Source organism: Streptomyces glaucus, from assembly GCF_039533365.1.
Classification (GTDB): domain Bacteria; phylum Actinomycetota; class Actinomycetes; order Streptomycetales; family Streptomycetaceae; genus Streptomyces; species Streptomyces glaucus.
Genome location: NZ_BAAATK010000001.1, coordinates 147,868 through 166,220, shown reverse-complemented (window position 1 = coordinate 166,220; position 18,353 = coordinate 147,868). Strand labels below are relative to the sequence as shown.

Here is an 18,353-nt window from a genome sequence, read left to right as displayed (position 1 = left end):
TCGACTCCCTTGACACCCCCGGCCGGACCCGAGACCCTTCAACACATCACCGGTGGGAGCGCTCCCACGGTACCTGACACATACACATCCCGCACGTTCCCCGCCCGAGCCGCAGCGCCGAACGCAAGACAACTAACGGGCCCAACAATGCCGTTGGCCGGGGGGTCGGCACGTCAGGGCAACAGGAGGACGCAATGCGAGCACGTACCCTCCCCCACGCTCGGCTCCGTTCGAGCGGGGGAACCCCCCTCGCCCGCAAGGCGCTGGCCCTCGCGGCCGTGGTGTCGCTGGGCACCGGGCTGCTGGCCGGCTGCGCCGACGACGGTGACGACGGCTCCGGCTCGTCGGCGGACGGCGGCAGCGGCAAGACCAAGATCACCCTGGGGCTCTTCGGCACCTTCGGCTTCGAGGAGGCGGGCCTCTACAAGGAGTACGAGAAGCTCCACCCGGACATCGACATCCAGCAGACGGTCGTCGAGCGCAACGAGAACTACTACCCGGCGCTCGTCAACCACCTGACCACCAACAGCGGTCTGCAGGACATCCAGGGCGTCGAGGTCGGCAACATCGCCGAGATCGTCCAGACCCAGTCCGACAAGCTGCTGGACCTGTCCAAGTACGGCAAGAAGAGCGACTTCCTGGACTGGAAGTGGCAGCAGGCCACCACCAAGGACGGCCAGACCGTCGGCCTCGGCACCGACGTCGGCCCGATGGCCATCTGCTACCGCAAGGACCTCTTCGAGAAGGCCGGTCTGCCCACCGACCGCGAGGAGGTCGGCAAGCTGTGGGCGGGCAGCTGGGAGAAGTTCGTCCAGGTCGGCGAGGACTACCAGAAGAAGGCGCCGAAGGGCACCACCTTCGTCGACTCCCCCGGCGGCCTGCTGAACGCGATCCTCAGCAGCGAGAAGAAGCGCTTCTACGACTCCTCCGGCAAGGTCGTCTACAAGACGAACCCGGCCGTCAAGGCCGCCTTCGACCTCACCGCCAAGGCGGCCGAGGACGGGCTGGTCGGCAACCAGACCCAGTTCCAGCCGGCCTGGGACACCACGATCGCCAACAGCAAGTTCGCCGCGATCTCCTGCCCGCCGTGGATGCTCGGCTACATCAAGGGCAAGTCGAAGCCGGACGCGGCCGGAAAGTGGGACGTGGCCGCGTCCCCGAAGGCCGGCAACTGGGGCGGCTCCTTCCTGACCGTGCCCAAGTCGGGCAGGAACGCGGAGGAGGCCGCGAAGCTGGCCGCCTGGCTGACCGCGCCCGAGCAGCAGGCCAAGCTCTTCGCCGTCCAGGGCAGCTTCCCGAGCGCGCAGACCGCGTACGGCCTGCCCGAGGTGAAGAACGCCAAGAACGAGATGACCGGTGACGCCCCGATCGGCGAGATCTTCGCGGCGGCCGCCGAGACCAGCCCGGTCCAGATCATCGGCCCGAAGGACCAGATCATCCAGCAGGGCCTGACGGACAACGGCGTCATCCTCGTCGCCCAGGGCAAGTCGCCCGAGGAGGCATGGAAGACGGCCACCAAGACCATCGACAACAACCTGGACCAGTGACCGGAATGGCGACCAGGCACGACACCGCCGCGCTCCCCTCGAAGGAGGGGAGCGCGGCCCCGGGCCGTCCCCCGGCCGGCGCGGCGGACCCCGAGGCGGCGAGGAAGCGGGCCCGGCTGTCCCGGCGCTGGCAGCGGGACATGCGGTGGAGCCCGTACGCGTTCGTCTCGCCGTTCTTCCTGCTCTTCCTGGCCTTCGGGCTGTTCCCGCTGGTCTACACCGGCTGGGCCTCGCTGCACCAGGTGGAGCTGACCGCGCCCACCGACATGACGTGGGTGGGCCTGCGCAACTACACCCGGATCTTCGACGACGACTTCTTCTGGAACGCGGCGAAGAACACCCTGACCATCGGCATCATCTCCACGGTCCCGCAGCTGCTGATGGCGCTGGGCATCGCCCACATCCTCAACTACAAGCTGCGCGGCTCGACCTTCTACCGGGTCGTGATGCTCGCGCCGTACGCGACCTCGATCGCCGCCGCCTCGCTGGTGTTCGTGCTGCTCTTCGGCCGCGACTACGGCATGATCAACTGGGCGCTGGGCGCGGTCGGGATCGACGGCATCGACTGGCAGAACGACAAGTGGCCCTCGCAGATCGCCGTGGCGACCATCGTCATCTGGCGCTGGACCGGCTACAACGCGCTGATCTACCTGGCGGCGATGCAGGCGATCCCGCAGGATCTGTACGAGTCGGCGGCGCTGGACGGCGCCAACCGCTGGCAGCAGTTCTTCCACGTCACGCTGCCCTCGCTGCGGCCGACGATCCTGTTCACCTGCGTGGTGTCCACCATCGGCGCCTCGCAGCTGTTCGGCGAGCCGCTGCTGTTCGACGCGAACAAGGGCGCCTCGGGCGGTTCGCAGCACCAGTTCCAGACGCTCGGGCTGTACCTGTACGAGCAGGGCTGGGTCAACCAGCACCTGGGCCGCGCCTCCGCGATCGCCTGGACGATGTTCCTGATCCTCATCGTGATCGGGATCGTCAACTACGTCATCTCGCGCCGGCTGCGCGCCAGTAGTTAAGGAGAACCGGCCGTGACGACGACATCGACCGAGGCGGATCCGGCCGCCCCCGGGACCTTTGGAAAGAAGCCGGAGCGCGTGCTGCGGCCCAGGGCGGCGCGTGCGGGCGGGACGCTGCACGCGGGCCCGATCGCGTACGTCATCCTCGCCCTGTTCACCGTCGGCTCGCTGTTCCCGCTGGTGTGGACGGCGATCGCCGCCTCGCGGGACAACCAGCGCCTGGCGCAGACCCCGCCGCCCTTCTGGTTCGGCTCCAACCTGATGGACAACCTGGAGATCGCCTGGAAGGACGCCAACCTGGGGGAGGCGTTCCTCAACACCACCTTCGTGGCGGGCGTGTCGGCGGCGACCATCGTCGCCCTGTCCACGATCGCCGGGTTCGCCTTCGCCAAGCTGCGTTTCAAGGGCCGCAACGCGCTGATGCTGGTGGTGATCGGCACGATGATGGTGCCGCCGCAGCTCAGTGTGATCCCGCTGTACATGATGGTCGCCAAGCTGGACTGGTCCGACCAGCTGCAGGCGGTGATCTTCCCGTCGCTGGTGAGCGCGTTCGGGGTGTTCTTCATGCGGCAGTACCTGATCCAGGCGCTGCCGGACGAGCTGATCGAGGCCGCCCGGGTCGACGGCGCCGGCAGCTGGCGCATCGTCTGGCACGTGGTGTTCCCGGCGGCGCGGCCCGCGATGGCGGTGCTGGGGATGCTGATGTTCGTGCAGACCTGGAACGACTTCCTGTGGCCGTTCCTGGTGCTGACGCAGAACGGCAGCCCGACCGTGCAGGTGGCGGTCGCGGGCCTGGGCCGCGGCTACACCCCCGACCAGTCGCTGATCATGGCGGGCGCGCTGCTCGGTACGCTGCCGCTGCTGCTCGTCTTCGCGATCTTCGGCAAGCAGATCGTGGGCGGCATCATGCAGGGCGCCGTCAAGGGCTGACGCCCGCTCGCGGGGGCCGGGTCACCGCCGCCTCGGCCCCCTCCCTCCCCTCCCCTTCCCTCCTACCCGTCGATCTCCTCGACTCCATGGGAGCGCTTCCATGCCTGACTCCGCCACACCGGTGACCCCGGTGACCTTCCCCGCCGCCTTCCTCTGGGGCGCGGCGACCTCCGCCTACCAGATCGAGGGGGCGGTACGGGAGGACGGCCGTACGCCGTCGATCTGGGACACCTTCAGCCACACGCCGGGCAAGACGGCCGACGGCGAGACCGGTGACGTCGCCGTCGACCACTACCACCGCTACCGCGAGGACGTGGCGCTGATGGCGGAGCTGGGGCTGAACGCCTACCGCTTCTCCGTCTCCTGGCCGCGGGTGCAGCCGACCGGCCGGGGCCCCGCCGTCCAGCGCGGTCTGGACTTCTACCGGCGCCTGGTCGACGAGCTGCTCGCGCACGGCATCAAGCCGGCCGTCACCCTCTACCACTGGGACCTGCCGCAGGAGCTGGAGGACGCGGGCGGCTGGCCCGAGCGGGACACGGCGTACCGCTTCGCGGAGTACGCGCAGATCGTCGGCGAGGCGCTCGGCGACCGCGTGGAGCAGTGGATCACGCTCAACGAGCCGTGGTGCAGCGCGTTCCTGGGCTACGGCTCCGGGGTGCACGCGCCGGGCCGTACGGACCCGGCGGCGTCGCTGCGGGCCGCGCACCACCTGAACCTGGCGCACGGGCTGGGCACCGTGGCGCTGCGCTCGGTGATGCCGGCCCGCAACTCGGTGGCGATCAGCCTGAACTCCTCGGTGGTGCGGCCGCTGTCGCCGCGGAACCAGGAGGACCTGGCGGCGGTCCGCCGGATCGACGACCTGGCCAACGGCGTCTTCCACGGGCCGATCCTGCACGGCGCGTACCCCCGGTCGCTGCCGGCGGCGACCGCGTCGGTCACCGACTGGTCGTTCGTCCAGGACGGCGACCTGGCCACCATCCACCAGCCGCTGGACGCGCTGGGCCTGAACTACTACACGCCGACCCTGGTCTCGGCGGCGGACGCGGACGCCTCCGGTCCGCGTGCGGACGGGCACGGCAGCAGCGCGCACTCCCCGTGGCCGGCCGCGGACGACGTTGCCTTCCACCAGACGCCGGGCGAGCGCACGGAGATGGGCTGGACGGTCGACCCGACCGGCCTGCACGAGCTGATCATGCGGTACACGCGCGAGGCGCCGGGCCTGCCGCTGTACATCACCGAGAACGGCGCGGCCTACGACGACAAGCCCGACTCCGACGGCCGCGTCCACGACCCGGAGCGCATCGCCTACCTGCACGGCCACCTGTCGGCGGTGCGCCGGGCCATCACGGACGGCGCGGACGTCCGCGGCTACTTCCTGTGGTCGCTGATGGACAACTTCGAGTGGGCGTACGGCTACGGCAAGCGCTTCGGCGCGGTCTACGTCGACTACGCCACCCTGGCCCGCACCCCGAAGTCGAGCGCCCGCTGGTACGCCGAGGCGGCCCGGACGGGGACGCTGCCGCCGGTGGAGTTCGCCGGGTAGGACCACTGTCCGGGGGAGCGGGGGACGGGCGCGGCATCCGACGGGGGGTGCCGCGCCCGCCTGCGTCAGCGGGAGAGAGCCACGACGAGGGCGGCGGCGAGGGCGAGGAGGACGAGGGCGGCCGAGGCCCGGGCGGTGACGTGCAGGACGCGCTGCCGGGAGGGGAGGCCGACGACGTCGATGCCGCCGGAGCGGACGGGGAAGGCGTAGTAGACGCGGTGCGGGTCGTCGCGGACGGTGACGCGGGCGAGGGGGAGGCGGCGGACGGTCACGCGGCGGCGCACCTCCCCGTCCCTGACGGCCAGCTCGGGTTCGAGCAGGGCGCGGTGGGCGGGGTCGAGGTCGTCGGGAAGCTTGTCGGTGACGCTGGTCAGGCGGGTCTCGCGCCAGTCGCCGGTGGCGTCCGTCGGCATCCGGACGACGAGCGGGGCGAGCCGCTTGACCTCCTTCGCGTCGGGGGTGTGCCGGATGATCCCTTCGGTCCAGACGGTGAAGTGGCCGGTGCCGGCGCACGGGGTGTGCCGGATCCGTTCGCGGCCCCCGCAGCCGCGGCACGGGACGCGGCCCGACCGGTCGCAGACCGGGCAGTCCAGGTGCCGTCGGCCGAGGCACTTGGGGCAGGCCACCTCGGGGCGTTCGCACCGCGCGCAGGTGGCTCGCTTCGCCGCGTCCTGGGGGCGCGGCCGGGCCGCCCGGGCGGCGCCGCGGGTGCGCGGGGTGCCCGTGCCGTCGCACTCCCAGCACGCGTCGGGGCCGCCCTCGCAGACGTCGCAGTCGACGTAGCGGGGGCAGTCGCGCCCGCCGCGCCCCCCGCACGCCTCGCAGTCCCTCGTCCCGCCCTCGCAGCCCTCGCAGACGATCTCGTCGAGCGAGCCCGCGCGCACCAGCGTCAGCGTGCGGGAGCGGGCCGGGTCGTCGGGCGGGTCGACGGGGTGGGCGGCGAGGTCGGTGCAGGCCGGGCGCTCGGCGATCTCGGCGCGCCGCAGGCCCGGCACCCGCCTGTCACGCGTCTCGCGCGTCTCGATGCAGCGGACGATGCGCGCGTCCAGCAACTGCTGCCGGTCGAGCGCTGCCGCGCCGGGGAGGGTGAGGCGTACGGTGCCGCCGCGCCCAAAGACATGCTCCTCGACGGCCTGGAGGAACTCCTCGTCCGACGGATCCGTGGCCAACGCAGCTCCCCCCAGTCGCGGATGCCGGAAGAGCAGGGTAGGAGCCGGCCGGGCGGGCGACAAGAGGGCCGAATCGTACTGAAGTGCGGCGTCTTGGGGGCCGGCGGCGTGGCCGGCCCCCTGGAGCGCCGGCCGTCCCCTACCGGTAGGCGGCGAACGCCGCTTTCCGGGCGGGCGTCGATGATCTCAGGGCGCGCTCAAGGAAGGGATCGGGACCGGTTGAAGGCGGCGGCCGGCGCGAGGCGCCGACGCCGTCGTACGGCTCCCCGGTGCCCCTTGCGCACCGGCTTGCGCCCGTCCAGCTGGATCCAGACCCGCACCTCCGTGCCGCCCAGCACCGACGAGCCGATCCGCACGTCCCCGCCGGTCGACTCCGCGAGCCGGCGCACGATGTCCAGGCCCAGCCCGGTCGAGCCGTCGCAGCCGGAGCCCCGGCCGCGGGCCATCGCCGCCCGGGGGTCGGGTATGCCGGGGCCCGCGTCCGAGACGAGCACGATCACCGCGTCCTCGGCGTTGTGCACGTCGACCGCGAAGGCCGTGCCCTGCGGGGTGTGCCGGAAGACGTTGCCGAGCAGCGCGTCGAGGGCGGCGGCCAGATCGGCGCGGGCCACGGGGATCCGCACCGGCCGGTCGGCGCCGGCCACCCGCCAGGTGCGGCCCTCGTCCTCCGCGAGCGCCGACCAGAACGCCATCCGCTCCCGGACCACCTCGGCCGCGTCGCACCCGGCGCCCGGCCCGGCGGCGGCCGTCTGCGGCTTGGCCTCCCGGGCGGTACGGATGATCGTGTCCACCTCGCGCTCCAGCTGCTCGACCGCGGCCCGGGTCTGCTCGGCGGCGGGCCCGTCGCCGAGCGAGGCCGTGTTCAGCCGCAGCACGGTCAGCGGGGTGCGCAGCCGGTGGGACAGGTCGGCCGCCAGCTCCCGTTCGTTGGCGAGCAGTTCGACCACCTGGTCGGCCATGGAGTTGAACGCGGCCGCCGCGAGCCGCAGTTCCTTCGGCCCCTCCTCCGGCACCCGCACCCCGAGCTTGCCCTCCCCCAGGCCGTGCGCGCTCTCGGCCAGGTGCTGCGCGGGCCGCACCATCCGTACGCCCAGCCGGTCGGCGACCGCGACCGAGCCGACGACGAGGGCCGCGCCGACCGCGGCGAGCACCGCCCAGGCCGTGCCGACGCCCTGGCCGACCTCGGCCTCGGGGACGTACACCTCGACGACGGCGATCGTGCCGGAGCCGAGGGCGACCGGCTGAAGCAGCGTGGAGCCGCCGGGCACCTCGACGGTGGAGGCGCGGCCCAGTTCCCGTACGGCCGCGATGTCCTCGTCGGTGGCGTGCCGGCGGCCGATGTCGATGCCGTCCCCGCCGCCCTGGGCCGGCAGGTGCACGGCCATCGCGGCGTCCGCGCCCGCGGCGGCGACCACGCGCTCCAGCTGGTCGCGGTCGGTGGTGATGGACAGGGCGGGGGCGACGGCCGCGGCGTGCCGTTCGGCGTTGGAGAAGGCGCGGTCGCGGGCCATCTCCCGGATGACGAGCCCGAGCGGCACCGCGAAGGCCACCACGACCATCGTGGTCACCGCCAGCGACACCTTCACCAGCGCCCATCTCATCGCGGCGGCTCCGCTCGCGCGGAGTCCGCGGCCGGCGGCTCCAGCTTCACGCCGACGCCCCGCAGGGTGTGCAGATAGCGCGGACTGGCGGCCGTCTCCCCCAGTTTCCGCCGCAGCCAGGACAGGTGGACGTCGATGGTCTGGTCGTCGCCGTAGGACTGCTGCCACACCTCGGCGAGCAGTTCCTTGCGGGGCACCACGACGCCGGGCCTGCGGGCCAGGAAGGCGAGCAGGTCGAACTCACGGCGGGTCAGATCGAGCCGTATACCGTCCAGTTCGGCCTGGCGGCGCAGCGGGTCGACGGTCAGCCCGCCGACGCGGAGCACGGCCGGCGGCGCCGCGCCGGCGGCGCCGGCCCGGGCGCGGCGCAGCACCGCCGCCATCCGCGCCGACAGGTGCTCCACGGAGAACGGCTTGGTGAGGTAGTCGTCCGCGCCGGCGTTGAGCAGCCGGACGATCTCCGCCTCGTCGTCCCGCGCGGTGGCGATGATCACCGGCACGTCGGTGACGCCGCGCAGCATCTTCAGGGCCTCGGAGCCGTCCAGGTCGGGCAGTCCGAGGTCCAGGATCACCACGTCGAAGCGGAAATGGGCGACCTCGCGCAGCGCCTCCAGCGCCGTACCGACGCTGCGCACGGTGTGCGAGGCGTCGGTCAGGTGCCGGATGAGCGCCGAGCGTACGAACTGGTCGTCCTCGACCACGAGCACACTTGCCATGGGCGGCACCGTACGCCATGCGCCGCGGCCGAGCAGTGGCCTGTGGACAACTCCGAGTGAGCGACACGGATGTGACGGGTGTGACGGGTGAGGCAGTATGGCGGTGATGCGCAGAGGACTCGTACACGTACTGGCCTGGCTGCTCGCCACGGGCGCGGCGGTCACGTTGTCGTGGTGGGGCGTCCACACGGTCATGGCGGGCACGGCGTACGACCCGCCCCGCGCGCTGCCCGTCACCGCGGCCGGCGCGACGGCCCGGGAGTCGGAGCCGCTGGCGTCCTCGACCTCGCGGCCGTCCCCGACGCGCAGTCCCTCGCCGGAGCCGTCCCCGACCCGCGGGCCGAGCACCCCGGCCGCCCCGGCTCCCCCCGGGACCCCGACGGCTCCCTCCGCCTCCGCCTCCTCCTCCGCCCCCGCCGCCGCGGCCACGGCCACCGGCGAGGTCAGGCGCTACGACACCGAGGGCGGCCGCGCGGTCTTCGACATCGGCACGGCGTCCGCGACGCTCGTCTCCGCCACGCCGGGCGCGGGCTGGTCGATGCAGGTGTGGAAGACGCAGGCGTGGATCCGGGTGGAGTTCGCCTCGGGCGCGGACCGGGTGTCGGTGTTCTGCACCTGGCACGACGGCCCGCCGCGGGTGGAGATCGGGACCTACTGAGCCGGGCGGGTCTGCGCCGGGTCAGGTGAAGACGGACGGCGGGGGCGCCGGTGAGGCGACCGCCGCGGCGTCCGTCACGGGTACGGCCCCGCCGGCGAAGTCGGTCAGTGCCCGGCCGTGCTCGACGCGGCCGGGATGCGGGTCGGAGGCGGCGCGGCGGGTCAGCTCGGCGACCGGCAGCGGCTGGTCGGAGGCGACGAGGACCGCGTTGCCGAAGCGCTTGCCCCGCAGCACGGCCGGGTCGGCGACGAGGGCGAGGTCCGCGAAGCGGGCGGCGGCGGTGGCGATCTGGCCGCGCAGATGGGCGAGCGGCGGGCCGTCGGCGAGGTTCGCGGCGAAGACGCCGCCGGGACGCAGGGCCCTGCGGACCTCGTCGAGGAACTCCGTCGAGGTCAGGTGGGCGGGGGTGCGGGCGCCGCTGAACACGTCGGCGACGACGAGGTCGGCCCAGCCGTCGGGCACCTTGGCGAGGCCCTCCCGCGCGTCCGCCGACCGCACCCGGATCCGCGCGTTCGGGTCCAGCGGCAGTGTCCGGCGGACCAGTTGGACCAGGGGCGCGTCGCGTTCGACGACCTGCTGGGTGGAGCGGGGGCGGGTGGCGGCGACGTAGCGGGCGAGGGTGAGGGCGCCACCGCCGAGGTGCACGGCCCGGACCGGCTTGCCCGGCGGGGCGGCCAGGTCGATGACGTGCCCGAGGCGACGCTGGTACTCGAACGACAGGTACGCCGGGTCGTCGAGGTCGACGTGCGACTGCGGCGCCCCGTCGATCAGCAGCGTCCAGGCGCGCGGCCGGTCCCGGTCGGGGATCAGCTGGGCGAGGCCGCCGTCGACGTTCTCGGCGACGCGCTCCCCGCCGGCCGACCTGCGCCGGGCGTTCCTGGACGACTTTCCCATGCGGGCATTGTCGCAGGGGCGGCCGGCCGGACGCGGGCCGCCCGGACCGGTGACGGCGATCGGCTGCCGACGGCGGCGAGCGGAGGAAGCGGGCGGCGGGGGCGGCCGGCGACGGCGGTCAGCCGCAGTTGTCCGCCGCCTCGATCAGCCGGGCCGCCTCTCCGAGCGCGGCCCGCAGCACCGCCGGGTCCGTCGCCAGGTCGGCGTCCCCGGGCGGCAGCAGCCAGTCGGAGCCCTCCACGGGGGGCTCGGAGGGCAGGCGCGGGCCGCGTCCGCCGGTCGCCGTGCACGTGCTGCCCGGCACGTCCCACACGGCGGCCGTCCCCGGCGGCACCAGGAAGCCCAGGAGCCCGCAGCCGCCGTCGTGCAGGACGGGCCCCACCGCGTCGCCGGCGCCGCGTCTGAGGATGTCGACCGCCTCCAGGCCCTGGCGCGTCGGCACGGTGACGAGCTCGCGGACGGCTTCCGCGCCGGGCGGCGCACCGGGGCCCGGGCCCGGCGCGGCCGGCGTACGGGAATCGTCGCTCCGGCTGGTCGTCACCATCGCGGCCTCCACCACGGAACCCTCCTTGGACGAGCGGGGCGGGAGGCGGGCCTCCCGGTCCACGGGGTTCAACGCGCGAGAGCGTCAACGGCTACGGCCGAAGTCGCCGCAAAGGATGGCACTTCATGGCGGATCTCGCACGGTGTCTCCGATTTGTGGCCGAACCCGGCGTGGCGGGTCCGTCACAGCAGGTACGTTCTTGCTCGCCGGAAACGGGGCGTCACGCTGAAAAACAGTCGGTACGCCCCGAATCCGGCATGGTTCGACGGTTCGCACGAGAGGACCCGGCCATGGCGTCGTCAACGGTGACCCCACCCCAGCCCGAGCGGCCGCCGCGGCCGAACCTCGCCTTCCGGCGGTTGCGCGGCCGGCGCTCGCCGGCCGAGTTCGCCGCGGCGGTGCGCCGGGCCGCCCGCGAGATCGGCGAGCGGGTCGGCTGCGACGCGCGCTATGTCCACCGGGTCGAGGCAGGCGAGATCCGCTGCCCCAACTACGCGTACGAACGGGTGTTCCTGCACATGTTCCCCGGCCGCACGCTCGCCGACCTGGGTTTCGCGCCCCGCTCGTCCGTACGCGGACGCCGGGCGCCCACCGCTCAGGACGAGCCCGCCGGAAGCGAGTCGCGGGGCGGGCCCGGGCCGTACGACACGAGGAACCCGCAGGAGCCGCGGCACCCGCACCGGACGCGGCCCCCGCACCGGACGCACGACAACTACGAGGAGAGCGACGTGCTGCGTCGCGCATTCATGACCGGCGGAGGCGCCACGGTGGCCGCCGCCTCCCTGGACCCCCTGGGCTTCGCCCACCGGGCCGCGGCGGCCGAACGCGCCGTGCGCCGTGCCGGAACGGGCGACGCAGGCGCCCTCGAGGAAGCCGTCCGACAGATCCGGCTGCTCGACGACCGGCACGGCGCCGACGGCCTCTACCAACGCGCGGCCGCCCCGCTGCGCGCCGCGTACGCGCTGCTGGACGCCGGCACGACCCGGCGGACGACGGCGGACCGGCTGTACTCGGGCGCCGGCGAACTGGCCCTGTCCGTGGGCTGGCTGGCGCACGACTCGGGCCGCTTCGACGACGCGCGCTCCCACTACGCGGAGGCGCTGGCCACCGCCCGGACGACCGGCGACGCCGCGCTGGAGGCGCACGCCTTCTGCAACACCGCCTTCCTCGCCCGCGACGCGGGCCGGCCCCGGGAGGCGGTACGGGCGGCGCAGGCCGCGCAGCGCGTCGCGCGGCCCCTCGGCTCGCCGCGCCTGATGTCGCTGCTCGCGCTGCGCGAGGCGGGCGGCTGGGCGGGGCTCGCCGACCGCGTCGCCTGCGAGCAGTCGCTGGCGCGGGCGCGGGCCCTGCACGAGCGCGGCCGCTCCGACGCCGACCCCGAGTGGATGACCTTCTACGGGGAGGCCGAACTGGAGGGCCTGGAGGCGCAGTGCTGGTCGGCGCTGGGCGACTGGACACGGGCGGCACGGCACGCGCGGCGGGCGGCGGAGCTGCAGGATCCGCACTTCACCCGGAACATCGCGCTGTACACGGCGGAACTGGCGGACGACCTCGCGCGCGGCGGCCGTCCGGACGAGGCGGCCGCCGCGGGCATGCGGGTCCTGGACCTGCTGGTCGAGGTCCAGTCGTCCCGCGTCCAGACGATGCTGGCGGGAACGGCGCGGGTCCTGCTGCCGCACCGGCGCACCCCGGGGGTGTCGGCGTTCCTGGAGCGGCACGCCGCGTCGCCGCGTCCCGCCCGGGCGGTGCCCGGGTAGTCCCGGCGCGCGCCGGGACTACCCGGGCAGGTGCCCCAGGTCGTTCCAGCTCTCGATCGCCGGCTCCCCGTACGCCCAGCCCAGGACCGACAGGGACGTCGGGTGGAGGCGGATGCGGGCCGCGAAGTCGACCGGCAGGCCCAGCCACCGCGCGCCGATGGCCCGCAGGATGTGCCCGTGGGCGAAGAGCAGCACGTCGCGGTCGGCGGAGCGCGCCCAGGAGACCACCTCGTCCGCCCGGGCCGTCACCTCGGCCGGGCTCTCCCCCTGCGGGACGCCGTCCCGCCAGATCAGCCACCCCGGCCGGACGGCCTGGATCTCCTGCGGCGTCATGCCCTCGTAGGCGCCGTAGTCCCACTCCATGAGCGTGTCCCAGGGGCGCGCCCGCTCGCCGAAGCCGGCCAGTTCGCAGGTCTCGCGCGCGCGGGAGAGCGGGCTGGTGCGCACCTCCGCGCCGGGGAGGCCGTCGAACGGCGCCCGGTGCAGGCGTTCGCCGAGCAGCTTGGCGCCGCGCCGGCCCTCCTCCAGGAGCGGCACGTCGGTCCTGCCGGTGTGCTTGCCGGACAGCGACCACCGGGTCTGTCCGTGCCGGGCCAGCAGGATGCGCGGTGCCATGAGGGACCTTCCAGGGAAATTTCAGGGAAACCGTGGGCGGAACCTCTCCATCATCGCGCACGCCGCCGGCGGGCAACCCGGGGGGCGATCTCCGCGTCTCCCTGGGCCGGAGGCGTTCCACGGGGAACACGCACGTACGCCGTAAAGTGACACGACCGGCCCGCCGGGTGCCGCGCGAGAACGAAGGGGGAGGGCGATCGGATGCCGCGCACCGAGACACCGGGCACCGAGGCGGTTCCCGAGCCCCGGCTGCGCTGGTGGACCGAGCTGCCGCTGATCCTGCTGGTGTACGCGTGCTACTCGGCCGGCCGGCTCCTCGCCCGCGGCGACGTCTCCCACGCCGTCGACCACGGACTGGCGATCCTGCGCATCGAGAAGGCGCTGCACCTCAACGCGGAGCATCCGCTCAACCGGCTGTTCACCCGCGAGCCCTGGCTCGGCGTACCGGCCGACTTCTGGTACGCCTCGCTGCACTACCTGGTCACCCCGGTGCTCCTCGTCTGGCTGTTCCGGTCGCGGGCCGTGCGCTACCGCGCCGCCCGCACCTGGCTGATGACGTCCACCTTCATCGGGCTGATCGGGTTCACGCTGCTGCCGACCTGCCCGCCCCGCCTGCTCGACGCGAGCCACGGGTTCGTGGACACGATGGCGCACTACAGCGCGTACGGCTGGTGGGGCGGCGAGGCGAGCGCGCCGCGCGGCCTGGGCGGCATGACGAACCAGTACGCGGCCATGCCGAGCCTGCACGTGGGGTGGGCGCTGTGGTGCGGCGTCGTCCTGTGGCGGTACGGCGGCACGCGGGCGGCGAAGGCGGCCGGCGTCGGCTATCCGCTGGTGACGACGATCGTGGTGATGGGCACCGCGAACCACTACTTCCTGGACGCGGTCGCGGGCGCGGCCGTGATGGGCGCGGGGCTGCTGCTGGCACCGCTGGTGACGCGCGGCGTGGACCGGGTGCGGGCCCGGATCGTGCCGCGCGTCGCGGACGTCACACCCGGCTCCCGCGCCGCGAGTTCACCGGTTGTCAGTGCCGGATGCCAGACTTCGGCGGGTGAGCGAATTCCACGGCAGCGCGAGTCACGGTTCGGACCGGGAGCCGAGCCGGACGCCTCCTCCGCGGACGCGGGAGACGGCGCTCCGGCACCGGCTCGCTGAGCTGCGCGGCCCCGGCGTGCCGGCCAAGGCGCTGGACGCGCGCGCCCTGGCGGCCCTCGCCGCCAACCCGGGATGCCGGCGGCGCGCGGTCCTCGACGGCGCCGGGGTGGACAAGACGGCGCTGGCGAGCGCGCTGGGCTCGCCGTCGGTCTTCGGCCGGTCGCAGTTCGCGTTCATGCGGGGCCACGCCTTCGAGTCCCGGGTCAAGGCGGACGGCGGCGCGGTCCTGCTGCGGCTGGTGCACGAGAAGCTGGACCCGGGCGCCGAACCGCCGGACTCCGACGCGCGCGTGCCCGACCTCTCCGCCCCCGGCCCCGAGGGCCGCACGGCCCGTACGGCGCTGGCGCTGCGGGAGGCGACCGGCGCCGGCGGCTGGACGCTGCTGGACCATCCGATGCTCGCGCTCGACGTGGCGGGTTCCCCCGCCTTCCTGGAGCCGGACGCGGTGGTGGTGCACCCGGACGGCAGCTGGACGGTCGTCGAGATCAAGTCCTTCCCGATGCTGGACGGTTCCGCCGACCCGGCGAAGGTGGGCGCGGCGGCGCGGCAGGCCGCGGTGTACGTGCTGGCGCTGGAGGAGGCGGCCGCCCGGCTCGAAGCGCGGCCGGAGGGGGCGGCCGGGGCGTCCCGGGACCACGGCGCCCGGGGCGGCGCGCCGGTCCCGCGCGTGCGGCACCGGATCCTGCTGGTGTGCCCGAAGGACTTCTCCAACCTGCCCACCGCGTCCGCCGTCGACGTGCGCAGGCAGCGCGCGGTGACCAGCCGTCAGCTGGCCCGCCTCACCCGCGTCGCGGACATCGTCGACACCCTTCCCGAAGGCACCTGCTTCTCGCCGGAGCTGCCCGCCGAGGAGCTGACGGCCGCCGTCGAGTCGGTGCCCGCGGTGTACGCGCCGGAGTGCCTGTCCGCCTGCGAGCTGGCCTTCCACTGCCGTGCCCGCGCCCGCGCGGCCGGCGCGGTGACCGCCCTCGGCCGCCCGGTGCGCGCCGAACTGGGCGGCCTGGCCACCGTCGACGACGTCCTGGCCGCGGTGCGCGGGGAGACCGGCGACCCGCGGGACCCGGCGGTGGCGGCCCTGCGGCGCGCGGCGGCCCTGCGGGCGGAGGCGCTGGAGGCGGCGTGTCGCTGATCGCCGCCCTCGCCCGGCTGGAGGCCGTGCGCACCGGCCGGGCCCAGCCCGCCGCCACCGTCCGGCACCGGCATCTGTCCGACCGGCCGCTGGTGTTCGTCCCGCTCATCACCGCCGGGGAGGCCGGCGCCCCGCTCGGCGCGCTGGTCGGCACGGACCGCGACGCCCCGCGTCTGCTGGTCGTGCCGCAGCCGGGCGACCGCGACCTCAGGTTCGCGTTCCTCGCCGAGCTCGCCGACGTCGTCCTGCCCCACATCGACGCCTACGCGGACGTCGTCGAGGCCGCCGAGCGCACCGAGACCGACCCGGAGACCGGCAAGCGGGTCAAGGTCGAGGTCGACCTGTGCGCGGACGCGCCCCAGCTGCTCGTGCCGAGCCGCGCGGGCATCGAGTTCGTCCGGCTGCTCGGGCGCTCCATGCGCTTCCGGCGCACCGCCGAGCAGGACCCCGAGGCGCCGTATCCGGCACCGCCCCGGGTGCCGTTGCTGGGGCGGTGGCTGACGCACTACGGGGAGCGGTCCCGGGTGCCCGGCTCCTCGCTGCTGCTGGCCATGACGGACCTGCTGTCCCGGCACTGGGCGACCGGGCAGTCCTCCCTGGAGGACCAGCACCTGGGGGCCCTGCTCGCCTGGATCGACCCGCCGGAGGGGCTCACCGGCGCCGAGGCCGCGCTGCGCGCCGAGCTCGACCGGGACGCGGACGGCCAGCTGCGGTGCCCACCCGCGGGCCCCGCCACCGACCCGGCGTTCGACAACAGGCTGCTCGCCCCGGCCATCGCGCGCTACGACCGCGCCCGCCACGCGCTCGCCGCCGCCGCGGACGGCCTGGAGGCCGACGCCCGGCTCACCGCCGTCACCGCCGCCGAGCGGGAGATCCGCGCTCTCGTCGAGAGCCGCACCCGGCCCACCTGGGACGCGGTGTGGCGCGGGTTCGACCTGCTGCGGGAACTGCCCGAGGGGGCGCGTGTGGCGGAGCGCTGGACCCGCGACCGCTGGTCGTTCACCGGCCACCGTGACCGCGTCCTGGCCGGGGAGCCCCCGCAGCCGCGCCGCGACGACGCGGTCACCGCCGCGAACAAGCTGGCCGCCCGGGAGCGGGAGCAGGCCCGGCTGGAGGCCCAGGAGGCCCTGGACGACCCGCTGGTGATGGCCGGCCGGCGCCTGGCGGGCGAGGCGTTCGCGGGCGAGGTCACGGACGTCGTCATGGCGTACGGCGAGGGCCGGCGGCCGAGCCCCCGCCCGCTGGTCACGGTCCGCACCGACGACCGGCCGCACCTGGACGAGCGGACCAGGGTCCACCGCTCGCTGAACGGCAGGCCCCAGGCCGCCGAGTTCGTGGGGTGCGAGGACGACGGCGCCCTGATCGTGCTGCGGATCGTCGACCGGATGGGCCGCGGCAAGGAGCCCGAGCCCGGATCCGTGCCCGAGAAGGGCGACCGGGTCTGCTTCACCCTGTTCGAGCACGAGCAGCGGGGCGGGCCGAAGCTGCCCGACCCGGAGCGGACGCCGTGGACGCACGGCGGGCCGCCCGGCGAGGCGCCGCCCGAGCCCGCCGACCCCGTGACCGAGGAGGACGTGCTGTGACCACCGAGGCCGCCTTCGACCCCGGTGCCGAGGCCGCCCGCGCCACCGACGCGATCCTGCACGACACCCTGCACGGCCCGCGCGGTGTCGTCGTCGACTCCCCGCCCGGCGCCGGCAAGTCCACGCTGGTGGTCCGGGCGGCCCTGGAGCTCGCCGGGGCCGGCCGGCCGCTGATGGTCGTGGCGCAGACCAACGCCCAGGTCGACGACCTGGTCCTGCGCCTCGCCGAGAAGAACCCCGAGCTGCCGGTCGGCCGTCTGCACAGCAGCGACGCCGACCCGTACGACAAGGCGCTCGACGACCTGCCGAACGTGCGGACCTCGGCGAAGGCCGCCGACCTCGCCGGGGTGCCGGTCGTGCTGTCGACCGCCGCCAAGTGGGCGCACGTGAAGGTCGACGAGCCGTGGCGGCACGCGATCGTCGACGAGGCCTACCAGATGCGCTCCGACTCCCTGCTCGCGGTGGCCGGGCTGTTCGAGCGGGCCCTGTTCGTGGGCGACCCGGGCCAGCTCGATCCGTTCTCGATCGTGGGCGGCGAGCAGTGGGCGGGCCTGTCGTACGACCCGTCCGCGTCGGCCGTCACCACCCTCCTCGCGCACAACCCGGACCTGCCGCAGCACCGCCTGCCGGTGTCGTGGCGCCTGCCGGCGTCCGCGGCGCCCCTGGTCTCCAGCGCCTTCTACCCGTACACGCCGTTCCGCAGCGGCACCGGCCCCGGGGACCGGCGCCTGGTCTTCGCCGTCCCGTCGGACGGCTCCGGCCCGGACCGGGTGATCGACGAGGCCGCCGCGTCCGGCTGGGGCCTGCTGGAGCTGCCCGCCCGGCACACCCCGCGCACGGACCCGGAGGCGGTGGGGGCGGTCGCCGCGGTCGTGCGGCGGCTCCTGGACCGGGGCGGTGCGGCCGCCTCGGAGCGCTCGCCGGACCCGGTACCGCTGACCGCCGCCCGGATCGCCGTCGGCACGGCCCACCGGGACCAGGCGGCGGCGGTCCGCGCCGCGCTGGCCGCCCTCGGGGTCGCCGGTGTGGTCGTGGACACGGCGAACCGGTTGCAGGGGCGCGAGTACGACGTGACGGTTGTGCTGCATCCGCTCTCCGGCCGCCCCGACGCCACCGCGTTCCACCTGGAGACCGGCCGCCTGTGCGTGCTGGCCTCCCGGCACCGGCACGCGTGCATCGTGGTGTGCCGGGCGGGCGTGGGCGAGCTGCTGGACGACTACCCGTCGACGGAGCCGGTGCAGCTGGGCACGCTCGTGAAGTTCCCCGACGGCTGGGAGGCGAACCACGCGGTCCTGGCCCACCTGGCGGAACACCGGGTGTCGTGGCGCCCGTGACCGGCCCGGCACCGGGCGCCCCGCACGGCCCGCGGGGTTCCCGCGCCGGGCGCCCGCGGGCGCGCCGGAAGCCGGCCGCCGCGCCGCTCCCGCGGGGCGGCGCGGACCGTCCGAGGCCACTTGCGCGGGCGCGGGACAATGGACGGTGGCCCGCTTTTC

General features: G+C 74.7%; 16 protein-coding genes. 10 read left to right on the top strand and 6 right to left on the bottom strand.

Translation table 11 applies throughout. The annotated features are described in order from the left end of the window. Positions 1-194: 194 nt before the first annotated feature. From ABD363_RS00770 to ABD363_RS00755, 4 genes are all read left to right on the top strand, one after another. Positions 195-1,547, top strand: coding sequence for an ABC transporter substrate-binding protein (locus ABD363_RS00770; protein ID WP_344599354.1), 1,353 nt, complete (start codon positions 195-197; stop codon positions 1,545-1,547). 5 nt (positions 1,548-1,552) lie between these two features. Continuing rightward, positions 1,553-2,566 (top strand): carbohydrate ABC transporter permease, encoded by a 1,014-nt coding sequence (locus tag ABD363_RS00765; RefSeq protein WP_344599353.1) that lies wholly within the window; start codon positions 1,553-1,555, stop codon positions 2,564-2,566. Positions 2,567-2,578: 12 nt separating this feature from the next. Beyond that, a complete protein-coding gene (locus tag ABD363_RS00760) occupies positions 2,579-3,496 on the top strand; it encodes a carbohydrate ABC transporter permease (protein ID WP_425577915.1) in 918 nt (305 codons plus the stop codon). A 100-nt stretch (positions 3,497-3,596) separates the two neighbouring features. Further along, entirely contained in the window at positions 3,597-5,039 is a 1,443-nt protein-coding gene (locus ABD363_RS00755) for a GH1 family beta-glucosidase (RefSeq protein ID WP_344599352.1), read from the top strand. Positions 5,040-5,104: 65 nt separating this feature from the next. Here the strand turns inward: ABD363_RS00755 and ABD363_RS00750 are convergent, their stop codons facing one another. From ABD363_RS00750 to ABD363_RS00740, 3 genes are all read right to left on the bottom strand, one after another. Beyond that, entirely contained in the window at positions 5,105-6,208 is a 1,104-nt protein-coding gene (locus ABD363_RS00750; RefSeq protein ID WP_344599351.1) for a hypothetical protein, read from the bottom strand. Between the two features lie 197 nt (positions 6,209-6,405). Beyond that, the gene (locus ABD363_RS00745) at positions 6,406-7,809 is read right to left on the bottom strand and encodes a sensor histidine kinase (RefSeq protein ID WP_344599350.1); all 1,404 of its coding nucleotides are present in this window, start codon (positions 7,807-7,809) and stop codon (positions 6,406-6,408) included. Further along, complete coding sequence (locus ABD363_RS00740) at positions 7,806-8,525, bottom strand: response regulator transcription factor (protein ID WP_344599349.1); 720 nt, start codon at positions 8,523-8,525, stop codon at positions 7,806-7,808. Before ABD363_RS00740 ends, ABD363_RS00745 begins: the two co-directional genes overlap by 4 nt. 106 nt (positions 8,526-8,631) lie before the next feature. On the opposite strand from ABD363_RS00740, the gene ABD363_RS00735 reads away from it, so the two are divergent. Next, positions 8,632-9,183: a hypothetical protein gene (locus ABD363_RS00735; RefSeq protein ID WP_344599348.1), complete on the top strand. Its 552-nt coding sequence runs from the start codon at positions 8,632-8,634 to the stop codon at positions 9,181-9,183. A 21-nt stretch (positions 9,184-9,204) separates the two neighbouring features. Here ABD363_RS00735 and ABD363_RS00730 read toward each other — a convergent pair whose 3' ends face one another. Both ABD363_RS00730 and ABD363_RS00725 read right to left on the bottom strand, forming a co-directional pair. Then, positions 9,205-10,077: a spermidine synthase gene (locus tag ABD363_RS00730; protein ID WP_344599347.1), complete on the bottom strand. Its 873-nt coding sequence runs from the start codon at positions 10,075-10,077 to the stop codon at positions 9,205-9,207. Positions 10,078-10,195: 118 nt separating this feature from the next. Further along, positions 10,196-10,621, bottom strand: a complete 426-nt coding sequence (locus ABD363_RS00725) for a hypothetical protein (RefSeq protein ID WP_425577923.1) — start codon at positions 10,619-10,621, stop codon at positions 10,196-10,198. A gap of 290 nt (positions 10,622-10,911) precedes the next feature. Between ABD363_RS00725 and ABD363_RS00720 the strand changes: the two genes are divergently transcribed. Continuing rightward, on the top strand, positions 10,912-12,378 hold the full coding sequence (locus tag ABD363_RS00720; RefSeq protein WP_344599345.1) for an NsdA family TPR-like regulatory protein: 1,467 nt from the start codon (positions 10,912-10,914) through the stop codon (positions 12,376-12,378). Between the two features lie 18 nt (positions 12,379-12,396). On the opposite strand, the gene ABD363_RS00715 is transcribed toward ABD363_RS00720, so the two are convergent. Beyond that, positions 12,397-12,993 carry a histidine phosphatase family protein gene (locus tag ABD363_RS00715; protein ID WP_344599344.1) on the bottom strand — a complete coding sequence of 199 codons (597 nt, stop codon included), beginning with the start codon at positions 12,991-12,993 and terminating at the stop codon, positions 12,397-12,399. 201 nt (positions 12,994-13,194) lie between these two features. On the opposite strand from ABD363_RS00715, the gene ABD363_RS00710 reads away from it, so the two are divergent. The 4 genes from ABD363_RS00710 to ABD363_RS00695 are packed head-to-tail and all read left to right on the top strand — an operon-like array spanning position 13,195 to position 18,194. Next, the gene (locus tag ABD363_RS00710; RefSeq protein WP_344599343.1) at positions 13,195-14,148 is read left to right on the top strand and encodes a phosphatase PAP2 family protein; all 954 of its coding nucleotides are present in this window, start codon (positions 13,195-13,197) and stop codon (positions 14,146-14,148) included. Then, complete coding sequence (locus ABD363_RS00705) at positions 14,045-15,277, top strand: hypothetical protein (RefSeq protein WP_425577914.1); 1,233 nt, start codon at positions 14,045-14,047, stop codon at positions 15,275-15,277. The genes ABD363_RS00710 and ABD363_RS00705 overlap by 104 nt, the downstream gene beginning before the upstream one ends. After that, a complete protein-coding gene (locus ABD363_RS00700) occupies positions 15,268-16,860 on the top strand; it encodes a hypothetical protein (protein ID WP_344599342.1) in 1,593 nt (530 codons plus the stop codon). The genes ABD363_RS00705 and ABD363_RS00700 overlap by 10 nt, the downstream gene beginning before the upstream one ends. Continuing rightward, positions 16,857-18,194, top strand: a complete 1,338-nt coding sequence (locus tag ABD363_RS00695) for an AAA domain-containing protein (protein ID WP_344599341.1) — start codon at positions 16,857-16,859, stop codon at positions 18,192-18,194. The genes ABD363_RS00700 and ABD363_RS00695 overlap by 4 nt, the downstream gene beginning before the upstream one ends. The last annotated feature ends 159 nt before the right edge of the window (positions 18,195-18,353 follow it).